This is a genomic window from Ruania alba (genome assembly GCF_900105765.1).
Classification (GTDB): Bacteria; Actinomycetota; Actinomycetes; order Actinomycetales; family Beutenbergiaceae; genus Ruania; species Ruania alba.
The window spans coordinates 1,234,735-1,260,315 of sequence record NZ_FNTX01000002.1 but is presented as its reverse complement, the minus strand read 5'-3'; the positions used below and the strand labels follow the sequence as shown (position 1 = coordinate 1,260,315).

At 68.2% G+C, this 25,581-nt stretch carries 14 protein-coding genes; 5 read left to right on the top strand and 9 right to left on the bottom strand.

All coding sequences use genetic code 11. The features are described from left to right. Positions 1 to 76: 76 nt before the first annotated feature. Together BLU77_RS16065 and BLU77_RS16060 are read left to right on the top strand one after the other, a co-directional pair. The gene (locus BLU77_RS16065) at positions 77 to 1,258 is read left to right on the top strand and encodes a sensor histidine kinase (protein ID WP_089774065.1); all 1,182 of its coding nucleotides are present in this window, start codon (positions 77 to 79) and stop codon (positions 1,256 to 1,258) included. After that, positions 1,255 to 1,938 carry a response regulator gene (locus BLU77_RS16060; protein ID WP_089774064.1) on the top strand — a complete coding sequence of 228 codons (684 nt, stop codon included), beginning with the start codon at positions 1,255 to 1,257 and terminating at the stop codon, positions 1,936 to 1,938. The genes BLU77_RS16065 and BLU77_RS16060 overlap by 4 nt, the downstream gene beginning before the upstream one ends. Positions 1,939 to 1,978: 40 nt before the next feature. Here BLU77_RS16060 and BLU77_RS16055 read toward each other — a convergent pair whose 3' ends face one another. The 9 genes from BLU77_RS16055 to BLU77_RS16015 all read right to left on the bottom strand — a co-directional run bounded on the left by BLU77_RS16055 (position 1,979) and on the right by BLU77_RS16015 (position 20,309). Continuing rightward, on the bottom strand, positions 1,979 to 7,597 hold the full coding sequence (locus BLU77_RS16055; protein WP_089774063.1) for an Ig-like domain-containing protein: 5,619 nt from the start codon (positions 7,595 to 7,597) through the stop codon (positions 1,979 to 1,981). 338 nt (positions 7,598 to 7,935) lie between these two features. Continuing rightward, positions 7,936 to 11,331, bottom strand: a complete 3,396-nt coding sequence (locus BLU77_RS16050) for a LamG-like jellyroll fold domain-containing protein (protein WP_175477157.1) — start codon at positions 11,329 to 11,331, stop codon at positions 7,936 to 7,938. 83 nt (positions 11,332 to 11,414) lie between these two features. Next, entirely contained in the window at positions 11,415 to 12,926 is a 1,512-nt protein-coding gene (locus BLU77_RS16045) for a tripartite tricarboxylate transporter permease (RefSeq protein WP_089774061.1), read from the bottom strand. Positions 12,927 to 12,945: 19 nt separating this feature from the next. Then, the gene (locus BLU77_RS16040; RefSeq protein WP_089774060.1) at positions 12,946 to 13,545 is read right to left on the bottom strand and encodes a tripartite tricarboxylate transporter TctB family protein; all 600 of its coding nucleotides are present in this window, start codon (positions 13,543 to 13,545) and stop codon (positions 12,946 to 12,948) included. Beyond that, complete coding sequence (locus tag BLU77_RS16035) at positions 13,542 to 14,525, bottom strand: tripartite tricarboxylate transporter substrate binding protein (RefSeq protein ID WP_175477156.1); 984 nt, start codon at positions 14,523 to 14,525, stop codon at positions 13,542 to 13,544. The genes BLU77_RS16040 and BLU77_RS16035 overlap by 4 nt, the downstream gene beginning before the upstream one ends. Before the next feature lie 16 nt (positions 14,526 to 14,541). Beyond that, positions 14,542 to 16,053 (bottom strand): sulfatase family protein, encoded by a 1,512-nt coding sequence (locus BLU77_RS16030; protein ID WP_089774058.1) that lies wholly within the window; start codon positions 16,051 to 16,053, stop codon positions 14,542 to 14,544. After that, positions 16,050 to 17,234 (bottom strand): ROK family transcriptional regulator, encoded by a 1,185-nt coding sequence (locus BLU77_RS16025; protein ID WP_175477155.1) that lies wholly within the window; start codon positions 17,232 to 17,234, stop codon positions 16,050 to 16,052. Before BLU77_RS16025 ends, BLU77_RS16030 begins: the two co-directional genes overlap by 4 nt. A gap of 147 nt (positions 17,235 to 17,381) precedes the next feature. After that, positions 17,382 to 18,500: a LacI family DNA-binding transcriptional regulator gene (locus tag BLU77_RS16020; protein ID WP_245708903.1), complete on the bottom strand. Its 1,119-nt coding sequence runs from the start codon at positions 18,498 to 18,500 to the stop codon at positions 17,382 to 17,384. A 21-nt stretch (positions 18,501 to 18,521) separates the two neighbouring features. After that, the gene (locus BLU77_RS16015; protein ID WP_089774056.1) at positions 18,522 to 20,309 is read right to left on the bottom strand and encodes a right-handed parallel beta-helix repeat-containing protein; all 1,788 of its coding nucleotides are present in this window, start codon (positions 20,307 to 20,309) and stop codon (positions 18,522 to 18,524) included. 180 nt (positions 20,310 to 20,489) lie between these two features. Here BLU77_RS16015 and BLU77_RS16010 point away from each other — a divergent pair, with 180 nt between their 5' ends. The 3 genes from BLU77_RS16010 (at position 20,490) to BLU77_RS16000 (ending at position 25,577) form a co-directional block, all read left to right on the top strand. After that, entirely contained in the window at positions 20,490 to 23,243 is a 2,754-nt protein-coding gene (locus BLU77_RS16010) for an alpha/beta hydrolase fold domain-containing protein (protein ID WP_175477154.1), read from the top strand. A gap of 61 nt (positions 23,244 to 23,304) precedes the next feature. Then, the gene (locus BLU77_RS16005; protein WP_175477153.1) at positions 23,305 to 24,591 is read left to right on the top strand and encodes an ABC transporter substrate-binding protein; all 1,287 of its coding nucleotides are present in this window, start codon (positions 23,305 to 23,307) and stop codon (positions 24,589 to 24,591) included. After that, a complete protein-coding gene (locus BLU77_RS16000; RefSeq protein ID WP_425441237.1) occupies positions 24,588 to 25,577 on the top strand; it encodes a carbohydrate ABC transporter permease in 990 nt (329 codons plus the stop codon). Before BLU77_RS16005 ends, BLU77_RS16000 begins: the two co-directional genes overlap by 4 nt. Positions 25,578 to 25,581: the final 4 nt, after the last annotated feature.

Genomic DNA, 25,581 nt, shown 5'->3' with positions numbered 1-25,581 from the left:
CATCGGCCAGGCGTCGCCATCGTGCCTCACACTTTCGTCGCATCCGCAGATCGACGGTGGCAGCGAGAATGGTCGCGTGGACGGATGGGTCGAGACGTGGCGCCGGCACCTGCGCGGCACCCCGCTGCGGCGCGCCGTCACCGACGCGGCAGCCGTCGCGGCCGTCGGCCTGATCGCGCTGAGCATCGGGCTGGGACCGGTGCTCAGCAACGCGCCGGTCTCCGGCGCACCCGGATGGTGGCACGTGCCGCCGCTCGCGCTCGGCTGCCTGGTGATGCTCGGCAAGAGCCGGCACCCGGTGGTCATGCTCGCCCTCGGTGCACTGATCTTCACCGCCGACCTCGCCATCGGCGGGAGTCTCGGCGTCATGCTCGTGCTGATCGACCTGCTCTACACCCTCGCCCTGGTCGGTTCCGAGCGCGCGCTCCGGCGGTTGTTCACCGTCACGGCCATGGTGATCGCCGGGGCCACCGTGCTCACCTGGGCGCTGGCGCTGGACCTGCGGGTGGGCCTCTTCGTCGGGCTGCAGGCGTTCGCCGTGCTCGCCACCCCGATCTGGTGGGGCACGTCGGTGCGCCGGCAGGCTCAGCTCGCCGCGCTCGCCTCCGCACGGGCGGACGACCAGGCCCGGCTCGCCCAGCTGCAGCAGGAGGAAGCGCTGCGGGACGAGCGGGAGCGCATGGCCCGGGACCTGCACGATGCCATCGCCGGGAACCTGTCCGCGATCGCGCTGCACACCGAGGCTGCCCTGGTGCGCACCGGCGCTGATCCCCCGACGCGCCGTGCCCTCGAAGCCACCCGCGCCTCAAGCCTGTCGGCGCTGAGCGAGATGCGCACCATGATCCGGTTGCTGCGTGGTGGTGAGCCGGAGCGTGCGGCCACCCGGATCAGCGACGCCCAGACCGTGCGGGACCTGGTCGCCGCTCATCACGGCACGTTGCGCTGCGCTGACCTGCCGGAACTCCCGACGGCGGTGGACCAGACCGCGTTCCGCCTCCTCCAGGAGAGCCTCACCAATGCGACCAAGCATGGCGACCAGCCACCTGAGATACGGGTGAGCACCACAGACGCGCACCTGAATCTGGAAGTGCGCAACGCCGTCAGCACGGCCGGCAGGGCGGAACGCACCGGTTCCGGGCTGGGGCTGGACATCATGACCGAGCGAGCCCACGCCGTCGGGGGTATCTGCACCGCTGGACTCGACGGCGGTACCTGGACGGTGCGGGCGCGGCTCCCGCTGACACAGGAGGCTCCATGACGATTCGCGTGCTCCTCGCCGACGACCACGGGGCCGTGCGCGCCGGGTTAAGGATGCTGCTCGAGACCGACCCGGGGATCGAGGTGGTCGGCGAGGCGGCCGACGGCGAAGCCGCCGTGGCGAACGCCCGTGCCCTGCGACCCGATGTGGTGCTGATGGACATCCGGATGCCCCGGATGGACGGCGTGCAGGCGACCGAGGCGATCGTCGCCGCCGCCTCGTCCCACGTGCTCGTCCTGACCACCTTCGACCTGGACGAGTACGTGCTGGCCGCGCTGCGTGCCGGTGCCGCCGGGTTCCTGCTCAAGACAACCGACGGCCCGTCGCTGGTGGATGCGGTGCGACGGGTGGGGGCGGGTGAGGGCGTGATCGCCCCGGAGGTCACCCGCACTCTCCTGGACGCCTTCGTCGCCTCCCGCCCGGGTTCTGGTGAGGGGACCGAGGCCGGCGAGCCCGATCAGTTCGGCGACCTCACCTCCCGCGAGTGCGAGGTCCTGGCCTGTATCGGCCGCGGCTGGTCGAACCAGGAGATCAGCCGGGCGTTGCACATCACGGAGGCGACCACCAAGTCGCACGTCTCCCGGGTGCTCGCGAAACTCGGTTGCCGGTCCCGGGTGCAGGCGGCGATCGTGGCGCGGGAGGCGGGGCTCACCGAACCGGTGCGGAAACCTCAGGCGTAGCCGATACCTTGCCCTCCCGCGTGCGGCCATGACCTCCGCCCTAGCCTGCCGACCCACGCCTCCGGCCGAGCACGGCGCGCAACCCGAGCAGGGCGAGACCTGCCATGATGCCGAGCGCGGCCAGACCGATCGGCGGGCCCGGGCTACTTCCGGTGCTGGGCAGATCCGCTGCACCCTCGGGCGCCTCAGGCTCGGCCGGCGGCTCGTCCGGTACCGGCGCCAGCACATCGGCCGGCTCTACCACGATCACCAGATCTGCTTGCGCCGGATTGTTCACGCCGATCGTGAAGGCATACTCGCCGGCGCTGGTCGGTGTCCCGGTGATCATCCCGTCGCCGCTCAGCTCCAGCCCCGGCGGCAGGGCGCCGGCCACCAGGGTCCAGGTGTAGTCCGCGACCAGACCGCCGGTGGCCGCCAGCTCCGCGGAGTAGGCCACGCCTTCCTGGCCCCCGGGCAGTTGCTCCGTGGTGACGAGGAGCGGGGCGAACGGGGTCGCCTCGACCGGCTCCGCGGCCGGGCCCTCACCGATCGCGTTGACGGCGGTGATCGCGTAGTAGTACGTGGTGCGGTTCTCCACGGCGGTGTCAATGTACGCGGCGGCTTCCAGCGGCCCGTCGGTCGTCAGCAACGTCCCGCGTTCGCCTGCCTCGGTGGATCGGTAGACCTGGTAGCCGAGCAGCGGGGACTCGCCATCGCTGGCCGGGGTGTCCCAGGTGAGCTCGACCTGGGCGTCACCGGCGCTCACGCCCGGGTTCAGCGGCGCACTCGGTTCGGACACGAACGTCACCGTGACGCGCGGCTCGAGCTCGAGCTCGCCCACGCTCGCCCGGTAGGTGACCTGCTCGGCCACCTCGTTCGTGACCTCGAAGGTGACCGTGCCGTCCTCGGCGGAGGTACCGGTCGTCTCGGTGATCTCCGAGCTGCCCCCGTCCGCGGTCAGGCTCACCTCCTCGCCGGCGACGGCGTTGCCCTGGGCGTCCAGGAGCGTGGCCGTGATCGTCGAGGTGCTCGTCCCGTCAGCCAGCGCAGTGGTCGGCTGGGCGGTCAGCGTCGAGTCGCTGGCCGAGACCTCACCCGCGATGAAGGTCACGGTGGCGGTCGCCTGGAGGGTCAGGTCCGCATCGGCGAGCAGGAGCACCCGGGCGTTGGCGACGGCGGTACGCACCTGGGCGCTGTAGGTCACCTGTTCGGCGGTCGTGTCGGTCACGGTGAAGGCGACCGTGCCGTCGGTGGCGGAGGTGGCCTCGGCCGGGGAGATCACCGAGTTGCCACCATCGGCCACCAGGGTCACCGTCTGCTCCGGGACAGGGTTGCCCTGGCTGTCCAGGAGCACAGCGGTGATGGTTGAGGCGCTCTCGCCGTCGGCGACAACGGTGCTCGGCTCGGCGGTCAGCGTGGAGTCGCTGACGGAGACTGCGCCCGGCGTGAACAGCACTCGTGCCGTCTGCGCGACCTCGACCCCACCGGCGCTGGCGGTGAAGGTGACCTGCTCGGCCACCGTGTTGGACACCAGGACGGTGGTCACGCCCTCCGAGGTCACCGATCCGGGGGCGAACACCACGGTCGTGCTGTCGGCGGCCAGCGCCACGTGTTGGTTGACGATCGGGTTGTCGAATGCGTCGCGGAGGGTGACAATGATCGCCGCTTGAGCGACGCCGTCGGCGACCACGGAGGACGGCTCTGCGGTGACCGTGGACAGTTCGGCCGAGACCGGACCGGGGGTGAAGTTCACCGCGGCCGTCTGGGCAAGTTCGGTCTGCCCGGCGGTAGCGGTGTAGGTGACCTGCTCCGCCACAGTGTTCGTCACGGTGAACGTGACCACACCATCGGCGTCGGAAAGGCCGCCGGGTTCGGAGACCTCTGAGCTGCCGGAGCCGGCCGCAAGACTCACCGAGTGACCCACAACCGGGTTCTGGTTCGCGTCCAACACGGTGACGGTGATAGTCGAGGTGCTCTCGCCGTCGGCGACGACGGAGGTGGGCGACGCGGTCATGGTCGACACCGAGGCGGAGACGTCCCCGGCGGTGAACGTGACAGTCGCGGTCTGCGCGATCTCGACCTCGCCCACGGAGGCGGTGTAGGCAACCTGCTCCGCCACTGTGTTGGTGACCGTGAACGTGACCACACCATCGCCGCCTGCCGGGCCGCTAGCCGCGGAGATGGTCGAGCTGCCACCACCGGCGGCCAGGCTCACATTCGCACCGGCCAGCGGGTTGCCGTTCGCATCCGTGACCGTGACCGTGACCGTCGAGGAGGTTTCGCCGTCGGCGACGACCGACTCGGGAGTGGCCATGACCGTGGAGCGCACGGCGGAGACAGCGCCGGCGGTGAACGTGACCGTCGCGGATTGGACCAGCGTCAGGCCCTCGACGGTGGCGGTGTAGGTGACCTGCTCGGCCACCGTGTCGGTCACGACGAATGCCGCGATTCCATCATCGTCAGTGAACTGGGTGTCCTCGCGGATCTCGGTGCTGCCAGTGCCCGTCAGTGAGACCAGCTGGTCCGCCAGCGGGTTGCCGTTCGCGTCCAGCGCGGTAACGGTGATCGTCGAAGCGTCCTCGCCATCGGCCACCGCCGACGTCGGCGACGCCGTCACCGTGGAAGCCGAAGCAGACACCGGGCCCGCGGTGAACGTGACCTGTGCGGTCTGCGCGATCTCGACGCCACCTGCCGTGGCGGTGTAAGTGACCTGCTCAGCGACCGTGTCCGTCACCGTGAAGGTGACCTGACCGTCGGCATCCGAGGCACCGCTCGGCGCCGACACCGCGGAACTGCCCCCACTCGCAGTCAGCGTCACCTCCTGACCGGCCACCGGGCTCGAGTCCGCGTCCAGCAGCGCGACCGTGATCGTGGAGGTCGCCGCGCCGTCGGCGCGCACCGAGCTAGGTGAGGCAGTCACCGTGGATCGCTCCGGAGAGAAGGAGGCATCGTCAATCGTGACGGTCAGCTCCTGGCTGTCCTGCTGGCTGTTCGCATCCGTCACAGTGACGGTGAAGGCCCAGCTGCCGGTCGACGTCGGCTCGCCGGAAATCATGGTCCCGCTCAGGTGCAGTCCTGGTGGGAGGTCGCCGTCGACGTCCCAGGTATAGGGCGGAGTCCCGCCGGTGGCTGCCAGCGTCGTCTCGTAAGGGGTGCCGACCGTGCCGCTGGGGAGGGACTCGGTGGTGATACTCGGCGCGGTCACCTCGGGGCCCACCTGCTGCGTGAGCGGATCCGAGGTGGAGGCGAGGTACTGCTCGAAGCCGGGGAACTCCGCGGTGATCGAGTGGCTGCCGTCGGTGGTGAAGGTGTGGGCGCAGGTAGCTTCTCCGGTGTCGGCATCGATCGGGACATCCCCGCAGAGGGTGGTCGACCCGTCGGTGAAGGTGACGCTGCCGCCGCGGGGGTTCGAGACGACGTCGGCGGTGAAGGTGACCTCCTCGCCCGCGGTGGACGGGTTGGCCGAGGAGGTCAGCGAGGTCGTGGTCACGATGTTGACCACCGGCGGGGTCCACTCCAGCGCGAGCGTGTGCGCTCCGCCGGCGGAGAGGGCGTAGACCCGCTCGAGGCCGTCCGGCACACTCAGCTGTTGTGCCGAGTCATCGCCCCAGGCGACCACTGTGCCGCCGTCCAGGCGGGCCACACCGTGGTACCAGCCGGCAGAGATCTCGACGGCATCATTCAGGTCGGGCGCGTTCGTCTGCCCGGAGTTGCCCTCACCCCACGCCACGAGGGACCCGCCCGTCAGTGCCAGACTCCACACTCCACCGGCCTCGACCTGAGTCGCTTCGGCGAGCCCGTCCGGCGGGCTGAGCTGGCCGCGGGCGAAGTCACCCCACCCGACCACAGCACCCTGTGGGGTCATGGCGTAGGAATGGAAGGTCCCGGCAGAGATCTGGGTGGCGAACAGGTCATCCGGAACGGCCTGCTGACCGGCGTTGTTGTATCCCCAGACGACAACGCTGCCGTCTGTCTTCAACGCGGCGGCATGGAAGTCCCCGGCGGCGATCGCCACCACATCGCTCAGGCCCGCGGGCACGTCGGTCTGACCGAGGTCGTTGCGACCCCAAGCCACCACGGTGCCGTCGGAACGCAACGCCGTGCTGTACTGCGAGCCGGCGGCGATCGCCACCACATCACTCGCACTTGTCGGTACGTCGGTCTCGCCGGCCCGGTTGCCGCCCCAGCCGACGATCGTTCCGGCCGCGGTCAACGCCAGGCTGTGATCACTTCCGGCCGCCACAGCGATGACGTCGTCCAGGCCCGTCGGGACGTCGATCTGCCCGGCATGATCGGGCGCGGGGACGTCATATCCGCCATCGTGAACGTTGGCTCCCCAAGCGACTACGTCACCGGTGCGGGTGGAGTAGACCACCTGCAGCAACTGGTCGGAGGTGCTGGCGGAGACGCTCTCCGTGCCGGAGAACTGCCCGGTTATCACGTACTCGCCCGCATCGAGTCCGCTCGGCGCGCAGGTCGCGGTGCCGGAGGCGTCCACCGGGACTGCGGCGCAGTCCTCGATCACCGTGTCGCGGTCGACGAATGCGACGGTGCCGCCGGTGGGTACCGGGTCGACGGTGGCGGTGAACGTGACCGTGTCGCTGTCCGTCGCCGGGTTCGTTCCGGAGATGACCGTGACCTGGCTCTCCGGCAGCTGCTCCCAGCCGGCGTAGAAGGTGATCGTTCTCGATTGAGAGGTCAGCTCGGTCCGCTCGGTGACCGGCTGCCCGTCACCGGCTGAGGACAGGTACCAGCCGGTGAAACCGTGAGCAGGCCAGGTCGGTTGTTCGCTGGGGAGGGACTTCGCACCCGCCTCCATCGTCGTGGCAAACACCGGGAACCCCTCCGGGGCATCGGTGCCGCCATTGGCATCGAAGGTGATCGAGTAGTTGTGCCCGGTTACGGTCAGGGTGCTCAAGTCCACGGTGCCGGTGTTCGCGATCGCACCCTGGTTGCTGATCGTGCCTTCGCCGGTGATCGTGCCGGAGTTGGTCACGCTCACCCCGTCGGGGATGACGACGTAGCTCTCGCCCGGGATCGTCAGCGTGCCGGCATTGCTCAGCGACCCGAGCCCCTCGGCCCCGGAACCGGGACCCAGGGCTGTGGAGGTAGCTGAGGCCCCGGACGCAGTGACTGCCGCTCCGGACCCGATCGTCACGTCACCGCCGGCACCGTTGCGCCCTCCGCCGATCCCGGCCGCTAGCCCGCCGCCAACTGACTCCACCTCGCCACCATTGATCGTGATCGAGCCGGCGCTCTCGTTGAAGTTGCCGCCGATCCCGGCGCCGAAGTCTCCGCCGTTGGTGGTTAGAGCGGCGCCACCCACGCTGTCCTCGATCACCAGTGTGGCCCCCGATGGCACACCGATCCCGGCATGGTCACGCTGGCCGGTGATCGCTACCGCATGCCCAGCCAGGTCCAGGGTCACGGTTCGTCCGTCAGCCACCTCGGGCCCGACGCTGGAGGTGACGTCCGCGCCGACCGTGACCGTGCAGCTCTGCTCACCGTCACAGTCGAAGGCGTCGGTGAGCTCAACGCCGCTGGTCACCGTGGCATCGGCCGCCGCAGCGGCAGAGCCGGAAGCGATCAGACCGGCCGAGACCAGCAGTGCGCTGCACACTGCCGAGAGTGCGCGGTAGAACCTGGGCCTGCCCGCAGACGTTGCGGATACGTTCTTCACTTGAGTCTCCCCCGGAGATCAGCGTCATGGCGATCGAGGCACGTCGATCCCCTGACGCAGGCTGCCGGCGCGCCCAGTCGCACCGGAAGTCTTGGTCACGCGTGCTACGAGAATTGGTCGATCGTAAAACGAGCTGCCAGGATCATGGCACACCCGTCCCGATGGCGTCTACAGAGCGCGTCGACTCATCCCATGTGCCCTGGTGGTCAAGATCCGCAACGGGGCGAACGTGGCCAGCCGGGCCTCGGCGACTCGGTCGGCTCGGGCGGGAACTGGCATTCATCGTGGAATCCAATCAGTGGGATGGTCGCTGAGCGTGGTGGCCGGAACGCTGTCGGTCACTCGATCCGGGAGTCGATGAAATCGGCCCTACTCGTCGCCTCGGCATTGTTCGCGGTGACGAACAGTCCCACATCCTGCTCCTCGGCGGCTCCGACGATCTCGACGGTGGCGATCTGCTGCCACAGACCATCACCCTCGGCGTAGTAGCCGGTGACCTGGTCGCCGTCACGTTCGAGCATCAGGCGGGCTGGGTAGGTGGTCGTGCCGGTGCGATAGCTCCGGTCCATCCCACCGTCTCCGTCGATATCGACGTTCATCACGTAGCCACGCCCGGCGGTGGCGGCCACCAGCACATACCCGGTCGGCGATTCTTCGCCGGAGATATCATTCCTGAGCATCAGGCCGGCACGTGCGGCCTCGTGGGTGTTCTGCTGGTAGGCGACCGTGGTGGTGACCGACGTCGACGGTCCGGCCGCTTCATCGAGGTAGATGGCGCCGAACTCGTTGACGGACTCCCAGATGCGACCACCGCTGGCGGCCACCAGGAAGGTGTTCCCGCGCTGCCCGAATCTCGCATCCGTCGACGCGAAGGTCTCCAGCGGTGGCTGGACAGATCCGAACGCCTCCTCAGGTGGAAGGTCGCCGGCATAGCGAACCTCCATCGTGGCGTGCTGCCTGCGCTCGTGGCCCTGGTGGCGGTACTCCGCCGCAGCGGTCAGGTGCAGATCCCCCGCATAGCCCGTATCCGGCGCGGTCACGTCGAACGCTGCCTGGACGCCTTCTCCCGGCATGAGCAGGGGTGAATCCGTCGACTCCTCCGCCTGCGGCACGGTGGCGACGTCCCAGCCCTCTGGCGCCTCCAGCATGAGCTCCACCGCTTCCGCGCCAGGCATCGCATTGGTGTTCGTGAAGGTCACCTCAACGCGCGTGGTCTGTCCGGCGAGGTACTCCTGCGTGGGCGCGACGATCTCCATCGACATCTCGCCCAGCGGACCGTACACCTGTGCGGCGATATCGCGGGTGACCCCGTCCGGGACCTCGATGGGCACATCGCCGTCGGTCGACCGCACCGTCTGCGTGTCGACGTGCTCACCGGTCCAGGTGTCGATCCACTCGACCCGGTAGGAGCCTGGAACCGTCCCTGCGAGGGTGAACTCATTACCGTCCACCGCAGCTCGATCGACGTACTCGTCGCTCGGCGTCCGCACCACCCACAACAACGCTCGTGGACCGTCCGTCCCGTTCGGCCGATCGCCCGCGGTGGGCCCGGCGTGCGTCATCCCGAAGTACTGCAGACCGCCCGGACCGCTGGTCTGGGTGAGCTCAGCCGCTTCCCACTGGTAGTCGCCCAACTCGACATCGCTGAGGAATGCCGCCGCGGCACCATAGACCTCGTCGTACAGATCGAGCGGACCGAGATGGGTGTACTGCCACCAGTACAGCGCCCCGCTCCGGTGCCCCATGATCGATGCCCAGAGGCCCTCATGCGCCTTGTACCCGTTCGGATCATCGTCAACCGGGTAGCGGAAGTACCACTTCTTGCCGTACTCCTCCAGCACGAGCGGCATGTCGTTCCCCGGCGCGAACTCGGCTTTGTCCAGGAAGACCCCCTCGCCCCAGCAGTCCTTGAGCTCGTCCTCGTCGTCATCGCACCGGTATGCGTGCTCGACCTCCTGATCGATCGGCGTGTAGGAGTTGAACACGAGGTGCGGGTTGGGGTCGGTAGCGCGGAGGTCCTCGATGGCCTCGGTGTAGAACGGAGTGGTCATGTCGAGGCGGGTCTCGTTGAAGAATGACCATCCGTACATGTGCGTGCTGTAGCTCCATCGGGCCACCTGGTACCGGAGACGGCGGTCGGTCAGCTGCTCATTCTCACCCCCAGGTGTCGCGTACGCCGACCCACCCCACGGGCTGTGCTGGTTCCAGGTCACCGGAGTGACATAGAGGCCGTGCTGTTCGGCGAGCTCGACCACCTGGTCGGCGATCCATGCGTTGGCGGCGTGGTACCGGCCGACGTCGAACCCGGGCACGCCGTCCGGGTATCCCGGGATCGGGTGATCGGAGTCGATCTCGAGCGGCAGCCACCACGAGTCCAGGCGTAGTCGCACGGCGTTCCCTCCGGCTTCCGCGAGGGAGACGATGGCGCGGCGGTATTCGTCGTAGACCGCATAGAGATTCTCCGGGGAAGCCCCCTCGGCCGGGCTGGTGATGTCGTCGCCGAAGAGCCCGTGATAGCGCGAGTCCGGTTCTGCGTGATGGTTACCGAGCCGGGTGAGCACCGGGATGTCGAGGTTGACCCCCATCGGGAAGAACGTCTCTGCGGTGCGCTCGAACTGGAAGTACCGCGGGTTGTCCGGGTTGACCGTGACGAATCCCCGCGCATCGTCGGCGGCGGGAGTCACGCTCAGGTCCTGCCACGGGGATGCCGCCGCTCCCCCGTCGGTGGTGACGTGCATCCGCACCTGATAGGTGCCGGGCTCGGGTGGGGTGTACCGCGCCGTCCAGGCGGGGGCACCGGACTCGACCACGCGCTCCCCGTCCAACCGGAAGTCCTGGTAGAGGAATCCGGGAACCGTGACCACCTCACCCCCTGGTCGGCGAACCTGCGCCTGCACGTCGATCAGATTCGGGTCGTCCGGGTTCGCGACGGACGCGTCGATGTCGGCCGTCAGCTCGACCATGGTCAGCGCCTCGACCTGGTCGGCGGACATCCTGACGGCACCCATCTGCGGAGCCTGGTCGGTCTCCGCCGGCGCCGCGTCATAGTGGGCGCGAACCTGGTCCGCGGTCAACGCCTCGTCGTACAGGGCCACTTCGTCGAGCGTTCCGTACAGGGTCCGTTCCCAGTCCGGTATGCCGCGACCGAGGTAGACAGTGCCCGGTTCCACCGTGGCGGTCCGCGTCGTCGTGGCGGTGCCCCGGGCCGCACCATCGCGATAGAAGGTGACCTCGTCGCCGTCGTAGGTCACCGCGACGTGATACCAACGCCCTTCCTCCCAGTCCAGGAGCTGGCTGAACCTCCACTGGTCCTCCCAGCGGAAACCGATCCGACCGTCCGCGGAGATGCGGAGGCCGTAATTTCCGGCCCGTTCGACGATCTTCTGGACTGTGCCCTGATCAGTGAGGTTGATCCGTGCCTCGATGGACATCGTCGCGTCCATCCCGAGGTCGGCGGACTCGTCCTCGACGAGCACGCCGTCGTCGTAACCGTCGATATGCAGCCCGCCGCCGATGCGTCCAGGTCCCCACGTTCCACCCTCGACCACGCCGTCGTGGCCACCTCCTGTCTCATCGACAACGACATCCCCCGATCCCGCGTCGAACGACCATGCCGCTACTGGTTCGGGAGGCGGGTCGGATGCTGCTGCGGGTGCCGATGCGAGAGCGAGCATCAGCACTGACGCGGTGCCGACATGGACTGCGCGCGGGAATCGGAAAGGCTGAGAGATCATGACGTCCTTCCTTGGATGTCGTGTACTAGGGATTGGCAGGGAGTGGTTCGTCATCGAGCCTCGTCACTGATGCGCGGGATGGATCAGACCGCGTCCGCGGAGTCGACCGCGCGGTCACGTTTCAGCCCTCGGAAGATCACCGGTACTCCGACCACCAGCGCCGTGAGCACCACGATCGTCATCGTGATGGGCCGTTGCAGGAGCACGGTCGGGTCGCCGTTCGCGAACGCCACGGTCTGGGTCAGCGACGACTCCAGGATCGGGCCGATCACGAAGGCGAGCATCAGGGCCACCCGGGAGAGCCGCAGCTTGACCATGACGTAGCCGAGGACCCCCATCGCGAAGAGCCAGAACACGTCGATCAGTGCGCTCCGAGCGGCATAGGTGCCGATGATCGCGATCAGCACGATCAGCCCCAGCAGCACGTCACGGGGGATGCGTAGCAAGGACGTGAAGAGCCCGACGAGCGGGAAGTTCAGGATGAGCAGGGTGATGTTCGCTGCGTACATCCCGGCGACGAGGCTCCAGAAGAGGTCAGGTGAGTTCTCCACGAACAGCGGACCGGGAATGATCCCGTGGATCGTGAAGCCGGCGAGCAGCAGCGCCGTCACGCCGTTGAACGGGAAGCCCAGCACGATGAGCGGCACCATGGCGCCACCTGCCGCACCGTTGTTGGCCGACTCCGGGCCGGAGACTCCTTCGATCGCTCCCTTGCCGAACTCGTCGCGGTGTTTCGAGATCCGCCGCTCCAGCATGTAGGAGGCATAGGTGGACACCGCGGCCGACGGCCCGGGAACCAGGCCGAAGAAGAAGCCGAGCAGTCCACCCCGGAACATCGGGGGCACCGCGCGGCGCATCTCGGTGCGCGTGGGCCACAGGCTGCGGAACGGCACCTTGGGCAGCTGGGGGACGTGGCCGCGGTTCTCCGCGAGGAGCAACACTTCCGCGATACCGAACAGCCCGACCGCGACCGGGGTGATCTCGACACCATGGATCAGCTCGCCGATGTCGAAGGTGAAGCGCACGTTCCCGGAGAGATCGTCCAACCCGATGGTGGCGAGCATGAGCCCGAGCCCGACGGCGAGCATCGAGCGGGTGAAGGTGCCGCCGGAGAGACGAGAGAGCACCAGGATCGCGAAGATGCACAGCGCGAGATACTCCGGGGCGGAGAAGCGGATGGCGAACGCGCTCAACGGTTCGCTGAGCAGCATCAGCAGCGCCACGGCCATCGTGCCCGCGACGAACGACCCGATCGCGGACACTGCGAGCGCCGCACCTGCGCGCCCACGTTTGGTCATCTGGTGCCCATCGAGGGTCGTGACCACCGATGATGCTTCGCCCGGCACGCTGAGCAGGATCGACGATGTCGAGCCGCCGTACTGCGACCCGAGATAGATCGCGATCGTCATGAGCAGGCCCACAGCCGGGTCGAAGGCGAAGCTGAGCGGCAACAGCAGGGCCATGGCGCCGACGGGGCCGATACCGGGCAGCACCCCGACGACGCTGCCGATGACGACTCCGGCCAGGAGGGCGATCAGGGCTGTCGGCGCGAGCAGTGCGCCGAAGCCGTCGGCGAGGGCGGAGAGGGTGTCCACCGGTGAGGTCCTTCCTGGGTCAGAACGTCAGGCCGAGGCGGCCGGCGGGGAGCGGGAGTCCGAGGAGGGTGGCCAGCAGGAGCTGGGAGCCGACCGCGCACCCAAGGGCGATCGTGAGGATCTGCCACCACGGCCGGGTACCGACCACGCGGAGTACGACACCGACGACGATCACTGAGCTCGCCATGTGGCCGAGCAGGGGCGCCACGAGGAAGTACGCCAGCACCGTCATCAGGACGATCAGAGGCTTGGCCCACGACCCCTCGGAGCCGGAGCGCTCGGTGCGCGCGCGGATCTCGACCACGAGCACACCGATCAACGGCAGGACGAACAGCGCTCCGGCGAACCTGGGGTAGAACCCGTGGCCCGGTTGGTCCATCGTCCCGTAGGGCAACAACGATGCCTGCCACAGGTACACCAACCCCACCAGCAGCAGTGCGGTCAACGCGGCGATCCGCCAGCGCTTACCCGGTTCCCAGGCTCCGCCCTCGCCCTCCTCACCGGCACTGGTGAGTTCGTCGGGCTCCTCGATCGCGTCGTCGGGCACGTCCTCGTCGCCTGCGGAGGACCTGGCCGGTGGATCACCGACGTGCGCCGATCGAGGTGTCGCTTCGTTCACAGGCCGTACCGTTCGATCAGCTCGGTGGCCGTCGCAGTGCCGTCATCGATCTTCTGGGCGAGCTCGTCGGGACCGGTGAACTGGGCGATCCCGTGGGTGGAGCTGATGTACTCGCTGAACTCCTCGGACGCGACGGCGGTCTCCACGGCCGCGGCCAGCGCGTCCACGATCTCTTCCGGTGTGCCTGCCGGGGCGACGATGCCCTCATAGCCGGCCACCGCCGTCGGGTCGATCTCGTACTCCGAGTCGGCCACGAGCGGTGCGTCGATACCGGCCGGTACGGCGTCGCCGAAGACACCGATCCAGGAGAGGTCGCCGCGTTCGACGTACTGGACAACCGGGGGTGCCTGAGCAGCACCGAGATCGTAGGTCCCGTTGACGACAGGCTGGATCTGCTCACCGGCGCCGACGTAGATCCGGTCGAACTCGATCTCTGCTACGGCCTCGAGCTCGCGGACAGCCAGATCCATCCCGGACCCTTCACCGGGCAGGGCCACGGAGATCTCGCCCGGTGCCGCCTCAGCGGCTGCCACGATGTCCTCGATCGTCGTCAGGCCCGAGTCGCTCGCGGCGAACATGACCGTTCCGACGCTGATCGCCTGAGCGACCGGGGTGATCGCCTCCGGCCCTTCGAAGGGCGTGTCGATCCGCTGCCACTGCATCGTCACCCCCGGGCTCGCGAACCAGCTGATGGTGTATCCGTCGGGCTCGGCGGCAGCGAGCTCGCTCAGCCCGATGGTTCCCGATCCGCCCTCCTTGTTCTCGATCACGATCCGCTGACCGAGCTCGGTCTCCATCACGGAGGCCAGCGTGCGAGCGGTGCTGTCGGGTGCTGAGCCGGCTGGGAACGGCACGATCATCGTGATCTGGTCCGAGGGGTAGTCCTCACTCCCGTTCCCGCTCCCGGAGGCGTCGGTGCAGGCGGTGAGAAGTGTTCCCGCGAGCAGGAGGCTCGCGGCGGCGAATGTGCGTCGTTGCATCGGTGGTCTTCCTTCTCTACTGGTGGGGCAGTGCGTGCCGCGCACCCGGGTCGGGGGCGGTCTCTGCTGCGGTGTCTCGCACAGGGGCGCCGGAGGCACCTCGTCGGACGGTGAGCTCCTTGAGGACGTTGCGGCCCCAGTGCTGGTAGGGGGTGAGGTGCGGCCAGGGGACTCCCAGAGCGGGGCCCGTGGCGAAGGCCCGATCGGCACGATCGGCCAGGTCGTGGATCCAGGCGGCACCAGAACCGACGGCGTCGGCCACCTCTCCCGCATCGGTCACCGTGTCGAAGGCGTGCAGCACGAGACCGTCCTGGATCTCCACCTTGTGGCGGCCGTCACTGATCATCTGCCTGTCCTCGACCTGGGAGAGGACGACATCGCGGTGCCGATCGGGTGACTCCTCGCGCAGCAGTGGCAGCAACGAGCGCCCTTGGTGCCCGTCGAGGGACGTGCCGGCGATGTCGAGGATGGTGGCGGAGACGTCGATCAGCTCGACCAGGCTGTCGCGGACCACGCCGCGCGCATAGCCGGACCCGTCCGGCGGCCGGACGATCAGTGGAACGCGCACGGCCGGGTCGAAGAACTGCGCCTTGCCGACGAGCTTGTGGTCACCGAGCATCTCCCCGTGATCGCTGCAGAAGATCACCCAGGTGTCCGAGAGCAGGTCCCGGTCGCGGAGCACCTGCATGAGCCTGCCGACCCAGGCGTCGATGTAGGTCACGTTGGCCAGGTACATCGCCCGCATGCGCTGGATCTGCTCGGGTGTGGCGTCGGGTACGTCCTTGCTCGCCACGCTCGGCCCGACGGGGTACTGGTAGTCCAACGGCCCGAGCGGCATGTCCGCCGGGTCGTACAGGCTCGCGTAGGGCTCCGGCGGGTCGAACGGGTCGTGCGGTCCGGGTGGTCCGACCCAGCAGAAGAATGGTTCGGTCTCGACGGCGGACAACCAGTCGGCCGCGCCACGCATCACCCAGCCGTCGATGTGGTCCTCCTCGTCGAGGATGGACGGGCGTGCTTCGTACGGCCCGTCCTCGACGCGGGTGAGCAGGTCGTCGAGGTAGCTCTCGAGCAGACCCTTCGAGCGCAAGTGCTCGGTGTATGCGCTGGCGCGCACGTTGCCCCGGCTCATCTTGCCGGTGGTCTCCAACGGCTCGTCGAAGCCCATCCGGCGCAGGATCGGGTCGGCCGCCAAGAGCTCGACGTCGTGGAACCAGGTGAAGTGAAGCTTGCCGACGTTCGCCGTCCGGTACCCCTCGTCTTGCAACGAGCGCACGAATGAGGGCGCCTCCGGCCAGAGGGAGTGGTCGTTGTCCTGGCAGCCGTGCTGGTGGACGTACCGGCCGGTCAGCAGGCTGGCCCGGGACGGGACGCACAGCGGGCTCTGCACGTAGGTCCGGCGGAACCACACGCCGTCGTCGGCCAACCGATCTAAGTTCGGAGTCTGAACAGGGAAGGTTCCTGCGCGTGCCAACGCGTCCCAGCGTTGCTGGTCGGTCATCACGAGCAGGATGTTCGGCCGGCCGGTCATGAGCTCGCCCCGATCGATTCCGGCTCCTGCAACATCAGCGCCACCCCTCCCATGGCTCCGGCACGGTCGCCGAGGTCACCCCACCCGATCGAGAGGGCCTGTGTGGCGATCGGTAGGGCATGATCGGTGACAGCCGTGCGTAGCGGTCCCATCACGAGGTCACCCGCGGCGGTCAGATCGCCGCCGACGATGATGCTCTCGGGGTTCAGCAGGTTGCAGACACCAGCCAAGCTGCGCCCGAGCATCGTGGCCGCGTCTGCCAGTGCACGGCGGCACGGTCGATCTCCGTCCGCGGCGCGCTCGGCGACGCCTTCGAAGGATGCGTCCGGGTGGTGCGGTCGGACCGCCTCGAGAATCGCCGGCGTCGCGGCGTAGAGCTCCAGGCAGCCACGACTGCCGCAGGAGCAGAGCGGCCCGTCGGGAACCGCGCACGTATGCCCGAGCGCCCCCGTGGCGCCGAGCGCGCCACGGCACATCTGCCCGTCGATCACCAGACCGGCGCTCAGGCCTGCGGATACCTTGACGTAGACGACGTGCCGACTGCCTCGCGCTGCGCCCCACACCGCCTCGGCGAGTGCGCCGAGGTGGGCAGTGTTGTCCTGCCGAACCGGCACCCCGAGCCGCTCGGCTAGCTGTGCCGACGGCCGCGCGCCGGCCCACTCCAACGACTTGCTCGACGTCCCGATCTCACCAGTGGTCCAGTCGACCGGGCCGGGGATCCCGAGACCAACGCCGGCGAGCGGTCGGCCGGTGACACCAGCATCGGCGCGCATCTCGTCGATGAGCTCGGCCCCGACGTCGAGGCGGCCCATCCACCCCAACTGCGGAGCGAGTGCGCGTGTCCCATCGGCCAGGACCTGGTGGCTGAGGTCCGCGATCACGCCGGTGACGCTGCCGGCGCTGAAGTCGAGGCCGACGATCACGCCGGCTTCGGGATTCAGCGTGAGGGCAGCGCGCTTGGCGGTCGGACCGCCATTCGCGGGCTCGCTCCCGGCGCCTTCCACCACCACGCCGCCTGCCAACAGTTCGTTCACGATCGTCGTCACGGTGGCGCGGGAGACACCTGCACGGCGTGCGAGCTCGGCACGGTGCAAAGCGCCATGCTCGCGCAAGAGGGCGATCAACCGTTCCCGATTGCTCTCCCGCAGCGACTGGAGCGATCCTCCGACATGATCCGTCATGAACATGAGTGTGGATCTGAAAGTCTTCGTATGTCAATAGTCTAAACATCATGGAAGACTGGCGATCGTGGGCGAAGGCGAAACCGTGGCACACCAGCGGGGCCACCGCGGGCACAGCCGGTTCCGCTCGTCCCAGGCGGGAGGGAGCTATCGACCTCGTCGGTTGCTGGATCCGCGCACGACGAGCTCGGGTGTCATCACGACCTCCTGATGATCGTGGTCACCGCTTCCGTCGATCTCCGCCAGCAGCAGCTCGGCCCCGCGGCGGCCCAGCTCGTACCGTGGCTGTCGGACCGAGCTCAGCGGAACGGCCGACCCGGCGGCGAACTCGATGTCGTCATAGCCCACCAGCGCGAGCTCATCCGGGACGGCCACGCCTGCGGCGAACATCGCTTGCAGCATCCCGAGGGCGAGGAGGTCGTTCGCGCAGATCACCGCCTGTGGACGTTCGGGCGCACCGAGAAGACGCTCGCCCGCGTCCCGCCCGGCCGCAAGGGTGAGGTCCGGGCACGCCATACTGGCCAGGTTCCCGGCAGGAACCCCGGCCGCCTCGAGCGCGGCGACGATCCCTTCCCGGCGCGCTCGCACCTGGCCGATCTCGAGCGGGCCGTGCACGTACATCAGGCGTTCGTGGCCCTGATTGAGCAGATGCCGGGCGGCGAGGTTCCCTCCGGTCACATCGTCGACGGAGACCGAGCACCGATCGATCGGACCTGCGCTGCTTCCGAGGAAGACGGCTGGGAGGTCGTCGCTGATGAGTTCTCGCAACGCCGGATTGTCCGCGTCGATCGGCGAGATCAGCAGCCCCTGCACCTGCTGCTCCGCCAGCATCCGGAGGTTGGCTTCCTCCCGGTCGTGCTGGCCGTTGCTGTTGCAGAGGATGACGGACATCCCGGCGCGGCTGAGGGTGTCCTCGACCCCGCGCATCACGTCGGTGAAGTACGGGTTCGCCACGTTCAGGACCACCAGGCCCACTGTTCGCGTGCGGCCCACACGCAGCTGTCGGGCGGCATTGTTGCGGACGTAGCCGAGGCGATTGATCGCCTCGAGCACGCGCACCCGGTTGTCCTCGGAGACGTAGTCGGGCCGGTTCAGGACGTTCGACACCGTACCGACCGAGACGCCGGCACTGCGCGCGACCTCCTTCATACTGACCACGACGACGTCCCTTCCGGTACCGCTCTCGAACTCGTCCGGGATGCCTGAGCAGTCCCGTAGGGGACCATCATGCCCGGTGGGTGTGCCGACGCGGGCACGCGTCGGCACACCGCCATGAGGACACGGTTGTCATCCGTTGACGGTCTCGACGGACAGGCTCGTCCGTCCACTCTCGTCGAGCGTAAGGGCGTCACCGCTGGTCTGCCGCACCCGTGCCTGGATGATGTCGCCGCCGGAGACCGGGACGATGGCTGTGTGCACGGTCTGCATGTCGACGTCGCCGGACCCGGGTGTGTTCGCGACGCCCTTGTCCTGCACACAACTCCCCGCGGTGACCGGTTCGGAGTTGCGCAGGATCTGCAGTTCGCGCACTCCGCTCGGGGAAGACTCCCACCCCACAGAAGCGATCACCTTCACGTAGCGCACCCCCTGCCCGGCGGGGATGGTGATCGAGTCGGGTTCGGAGCTGTTCCAGAACCCTGCCGTGTCCAGTTCCGTCCCGTGCCACTGCACCGTGGTCCACTCCGCATCCGGCACCTGTTGGGACTGCTCAGCCAGGGCAGTGACGGCGCGGAGCTCGTCGGAGGAGAAGGCCACAGCTCCGGCAGGGTCGTCGAGAATCGTCGCCACCAGCGGGGTGCCGTTGTAGGGGTCGGGTTCGGTGTGGAACATGTTCCCGGTGACGTTCACCCGGGTGGCGTTCGGCGCCACCGAGATCGCGGTTCCGGGGGAGGTGAAGTGGTTCCCGGAGATCAGCAGGTGCGAGGGATCGCCGGTCACATCGTTCTGCTGGTCGGCGATGCGCACGCCGGTGCGGTTGAGGTTGAACGGCTGCCGGAAGATGTTGTGAGAGATGGTGCCCAACCAGCCCGACTCCACCAGGATGTCGGTGTACTCCGGCGCGGTCTCCGGAGTGAAGTCGTCGCCGGGCAGGGAGTTGTAGAGCAGGCAGTTCGTGATCGTGAACTGTGCGCGGTTGATGTGGATGCCAATGTCGCGCCCGTTCGCGTGGCAGCGCTCGATCGCCGTCCCTGGTTCGAGGCTGTTCGGGGTCCGAACCTCAAACCCGACGCGCACGCCCACCGCGGAGCAGTTGTAGAACCAGCCACCCTCAGGCGCCGGCTCCGTGCGCTCGGTCACCAGTCTGTATCCGGTGAACGCGGACCAGACGTAGCAGTTCTCCACCACCGGCGCATAGCACTCGTCGATGAAGATCCCGCACGTGGCGGCGTACAGCAGTGAGTCGTCGGTCCGGTCCCGGTTGACGCCGCCTGCGAACGGCCCGGCGAAGATCACGTTCGTGACGAGCGGGTTGACCTGACTGATGGCGCGCAGCCCGTAGTCGAAGTAGTCGTTGTTGAGAGCGACGCCGCGCATCTCCACGTTCCGGATGGTCATCGTGCGGTTGTGACGGTCACCGATCGGGCGAATCGCCTCCAGGGCAGTGCCGCCACCGGCGCGCATTGAGAAGAAGGAGAGGTCCGTCACGGTCACCTGGCCCTGACGCCCGGTCTCGATCGACAGGACGCCGTCGGAGTTGTCGGAGAACAGGTTGGACACACCCTGCCCGGCCCCGACGATGCTCACGTTCAGTCGTCCCGCCGTCACGGTCACACGGTGGTCGAAGAGGTAGTTCCCGGGCGGGACGTACAGGCACCCCTCCTCAGCGGCCACGATCGCGTCCAATGCCTGCTGGAAGGCAGCGCTGTCGTCCGTGACGCCGTCGCCGACGGCGCCGTGGTCGCGGACGTTGACCACTCCTGTGGTCGATGTGCTCGTGCTCGACGGTGGGGGTGTGGCGTGGGCACGGCTACCGACGAGGCTCACGCCGGCGACGGCGGATGCTCCGACTGCCGCGAGGAACGCACCTCGGCTGACGGGCGCGGGGGCTGGAGATGCGGACGTGGTCCTGCTCATGGGTTCACCTTTCGTCGATGAAAGTTGAAATGAATGGATTCATGTCAACCTAGAAGAAGAGCGCCACCCGCGTCAAGGAGTCAAGCGGTTCTGTGAAGGTTGACGGATTCGGCATGGCTGTTAGTATCATGAATCGATTCATGATGAATGTCGTCCCGACCACCGGGCAATGGAGCACCGATGACAGCACAGATCAGCAGGAGGTCACTCCTGGCAGGCGGAGCAGCGGCCGCAGGCGTTGCGGCCGCGGGTCTTTGCGGGGTGCCGTTCGCCACCCGCGCCGCTGCCAACGTCGATGAGTCGAGCCCGGTCGTCTACAAGACCGCCACGGGCAAGGACCTGCTGCTGCACCGCTGGGAGCCGGAGGGAAGCGGCGCCCGGCCGAGCATCGTCTTTTTCCACGGAGGCGGCTGGCGGATTGGGAACTGGACCCAGTTCGAGTGGCTCGCCCAGTACTTCGCCTCCCGGGGGATGCGCGCCTTCTCGGTGGAGTACCGGACCGAGGGGCCTGTACCAGCCTCCGAGGATGCCGTGGACGCGCTGAATCACGTCATCACCCACGCCGATGAGCTGGGGGTCGATCCTCACCGGCTCGTCGCCGCCGGAGCCTCCGCAGGTGGTCACCTCGCCGCGGCGACAGCCTTCCTGACGCTACCGAACACTCAGGCCGGGGTTCGTCCGGCCGCGTTGGCGCTGCTCAATCCCGTCACAGACACCACCGGCCGATTCCCCGCCGGCTATGGCCGTCAGCTCTTCGACGATGCCGCGCACGCGCGCAGCTATTCCCCCGTACACCACATCACCAGCGGCGGCCCACCGACGCTGATCCTGCACGGCACTGGTGACGAGGTGGTGCACGTGGACAACTCTGCCCAGTTCATCGCCGCGATGAGGGAGGTCGGGAACGAGGCGGAGCTGGTCACCTTCGACGGCCAGCCGCATGGCTTCACCAATGTCCGCCCCCTGATCCACAACCCCTATGGTTTCGAAGGCGCCCGCCAGCTGGACCGCTTCCTGTGCGAGCTCGGCTTCCTCGACGGCCACCAGGACGTGCGGCCCGAACCCGGGCAGTTGCTGAGCAACGGCGACTTCACCCGGGGTCTGCACGGGTGGTCCACCGGAACAGGCACGAGCGTGCGTATCGCCTCCGGCACGGCCCGGATCGACCAGGACGACGCAGCTGGGGGCCTCAGCTGCGATGTCACCGACGCACTCCGGGCACGAGGCCGCGGCGCCTACCTGATGGGGGCACGCGTGAGCGACGCGAGCGCGCCGGTCGAACTGGCACTCGTGGTCACCGACAGCGCGAAGGGCGATACCCGTTCCTTCCCGCTCGGTCCGGTCCCCGGTGCCAGCTCCGACGGCCGGATCGCCGGCACCCGGGAGATCACCTGGGAGGGCCGGCTCGAATCCGCTCGGCTCGTGGCCAAGGCTCTCGACGGCGGCACGTTCGACCTCGAGGATGTGACCCTGGAGTTCCTGCCGGCCACGGTGATGCGGTACTCGATGGCCGATGCTGCCTCGGGAACGCTCACCGATGGGTCGGGATTCGGGCACGACGTCTCCGCCACCGCCCTGACGACCGTGGCCGACGGCGTCGAGGGCGTGGCCGCATCCTTCGACGGAGAAGGGTCCTGGGCGCGCCTGAAACAACTCGGCCGTGCCGCGATCCCCGGGATCGGTATTCACCTGTGGCTACGACCAGATGCTCCCACCGGGCAGCAGCAGGTGATCCTCGACGGTGGTGACGGCGACGCGCCCTGGCTGTCCCTCGACCCCGTCGGTCGGCTCGGCACCGCCCTCGGTGATGCGCCGCTGAGCGATACCAGCCCGCTCCCGACCGGTGAGTGGACTCAGGTCCATCTCACGCTGGACCAGCACGAGGTCAGGCTCTCGATCGCCGACCGCGTGGTGAGTACCTCCGGCCGGTCCACGCTGCAGCCTGGCATCGTCACGCTCGGCCGCCCGGTGGACCTCAGCCAGGGGCGCAGCGGATTCCGCGGCGACATTGACGAGGTCGAGGTCGATGATTTCCCAGCCCCCGCACCCCTGGTGACGTCCGGGATCACGGTGCGGGCCGCCGTCGGCGATCTACTCCTGCCCGGAGGGCGGGCAACGGCCGCGATCCGCGCACTCAACGGGCTCGATGACGCGATCCGCGACATCGAGCTGAGCCTCACGCCACCGTCCGGGTGGGCAAGCGAGGCCGTCCCGGATCTACCGCGGCTGATCGAGGCTGGGTCGACTGCCGAATCGTCGTGGTCATTGGCGGTGCCGGAGACCGCGGAGCCGGGTGTCCACACCGGTGCCCTGACACTGGCCTACGCCACAGGTGGGCAGACGGCACGCCACACCCTCCAGATCGCGTTCACCGTGCCCGAGGTGGCCGCGTCGCTGCCGGCGGCATTCACCAATGTGGCCACCTCGGACGAGGCGGGCACCGTGATCGGCGCCTTCACCGACCGTGGCCACAGCTACTCCCGCGAGGCGCTCGCCGAGGCGGGCCTGGCACCCGGAGCGTCCGTGACCGGTGCGGGGCTCACGTTCACCTGGCCCGATACCCGGCTCGGCGAACCGGACAATGTCGCACTCGGCGGTGAGTACGTCCGGCTCTCGGGTCACGCGCACGCCCTCGCCTTCCTCGGAGCGTCCGCCTACAGCACATACACCGCCTCCGGCGAGGTGTTCTATACCGACGGCGGGAGCGCACCCTTCGATCTCACCCTCCCCAACTGGCGAGCCATGAATTCACCGGCCGGCAGCGAGCTGGTGGCCAGCACCCCCTCCACGATGCGCCGTGGTGAGCCCGAGGAAGCACTCGGGAACATCTTCGCCACCGCTATCCCGCTCGATCCTGACCGGCAGTTGCTGGCTGTGCGGCTACCAGCGAACGAACGGATGCATGTCTTCGCCATGGCGGCTGGGTCGCCATGAGCTTTCCCACACCTGCCCCCGTCCTCCCCGACCCGACAACGACACCACTCAAGGAGCAACGATGAATCCCCTGAACAGGCGCACGTTCCTCACCGCAGCAGCGGGCACATCCCTGGCCGGCATGCTCACCGCATGCAGCAGCGACGACAACGGCGGCGGCGCGAACGGCGGCGGCACCCTCGACCTCCGGATGAGCTGGTGGGGCTCCGACGCCATCAACGGTGCCGTGACCTCGATGGTCGACCTCGCGAACCAGAACGTCGAGGGCGTCGCCATCGAGGGCGAGTTCACCGCCTTCGACACCTACTTCGACCGGCTCACCACCCAAGTTGCCTCCGACAACCACCCGGACCTGTTCGAGATGAGCGTGCCCGGACTGCGCGAGTACGCCGAGAACGGGGCGCTGCTCGAGCTGGACAGCCTGGACTCCCTCGACCTGTCCACCTACTCCGACGCCGCCGTGGACGTCGGCAAGGTGAACGGCACCCTCTACGGCGTGCCGTGGGGTGTGGCCGCCCAGACGGCGTTCTTCGACGTCGGCTCGTTCGAGTCCGCCGGTGTCGCGATCCCGGACGGACGGTGGACCTGGTCGGAGTTCGCCGATGCCATGCAGAACATCTCCGACGTCACCGAGGATGGCTTCTACGGCACCGGTGACCACGGCGGCTATGACACCTTCCTGGAGATTTTCGTCCGGCAGCGGGGCTCCACCCTGTTTACGGCGGATGGCCTGGGCTTCACCCCCGAGGACCTCACCGCCTGGCTCACCTACTGGGAGGAACTGCGCCAGTCCGGTGCCGCGACCCCCGCCGATATCACTGCGGAAGGTGGGCTCGGGCTGAACGACTCCCCGATGATCCGCGGCCTGGCAGCGGTCCGATTCGCGGGCATCAACATTCTCGACGCGGTGCACAACCTCAACGACGGCCCGGCAGACTTCACCAGCTTCCCCGTGGCTGAGGACGGCACGACCGGCCAGTATCCCCGGCCGGCCGTGTACTTCTGCGCCTCCTCCGCCACCGAAGACCCGGAAAAGGTCGGCGAGGTGATGGACTACATCCTGAACGACCCGGAGGCCCGCGAGCCCCTCGGCCTGCTGCTCGGGGTCCCGGCTTCGTCCACTGTGGCGGACGAACTCTCCGCGGCAGGGGACGAGGACACCGCCCGCGTGATCGAGTACACCGCGAGCGAGACCGAGGGTGCGGTGGCACCCGAGCCGGCACCGGTCGGCGCAAACACCGTGCGCGACCTGCTCAAGCGAGCCAACGAAGAGGTCGGCTTCGGCAGCGCCGGCGTGGACCAGGCCGTCGAGCAGTTCTTCACCGAGGCGGAAGGAGCCTTCGCCTGATGACGACTGCCTCACTCCGGCGATCGCCGGCGCGAGGAGGCGGCAGGACCGACCCACCCAGGCCCGGTCGGAAGCGCCGCGGCAAGCCACAGCACGCGGCGCGGATGGCGCACGAGGGCCTGTGGGGATATGCCTTCCTCGCGCCGTGGTTCCTCGGGCTACTCGGGCTCACGCTCGGACCGCTGATCGCCTCCCTGTACTTCTCCTTCACCGACTACAACCTCATCTCCTCGCCCGAGTGGACCGGCGTGGACAACTACGTGCGGATGTTCACCGAGGACTCCCGGTACTGGCAGTCGGCGAAGGTGACGCTCACCTACGTGCTCGTCGGAGTGCCGCTGGAGCTCGCGATGGCGTTGCTGGTGGCCGTCGTGCTGAACCGCGGGCTGCGGGCGCTCAACCTGTACCGAGCCGTGTTCTACCTGCCCTCATTGCTGGGCGGGAGCGTGGCGATCGCGATCCTGTGGCGGCAGTTGTTCGGCGTAGAAGGGCTGGTGAACCAGTTCCTCGGCATGTTCGGGATCGAGACGCAGAGCTGGGTGGCCTCACCGGACACGGCGCTGGGCACGCTGATCATCCTGAACGTGTGGCAGTTCGGTGCCCCGATGGTGATCTTCCTGGCTGGCCTGCGGCAGGTCCCGGGCGAGCTGTACGAGGCGGCCTCGGTGGACGGCGCCTCCGTGGTGCGCAAGTTCCTCGCGATCACCCTGCCGCTGCTCACGCCGATCATCTTCTTCAACCTGATCCTGCGGATCATCAACGCGTTCCAGGCGTTCACCCCGGCCTACATCGTCAGCGGCGGCACGGGTGGCCCGACCGACTCGACCCTGTTTTACACGCTGTACCTCTACCAGCAGGGCTTCGCGAACCTGGACATGGGCTATGCCGCCGCCATGGCGTGGGTGCTGCTGATCGTGATCGGCATCTTCACCGCGGCCAACTTCCTGTTCAGCCGGTTCTGGGTGTTCTACGGGGATGAGGGATGAGCGA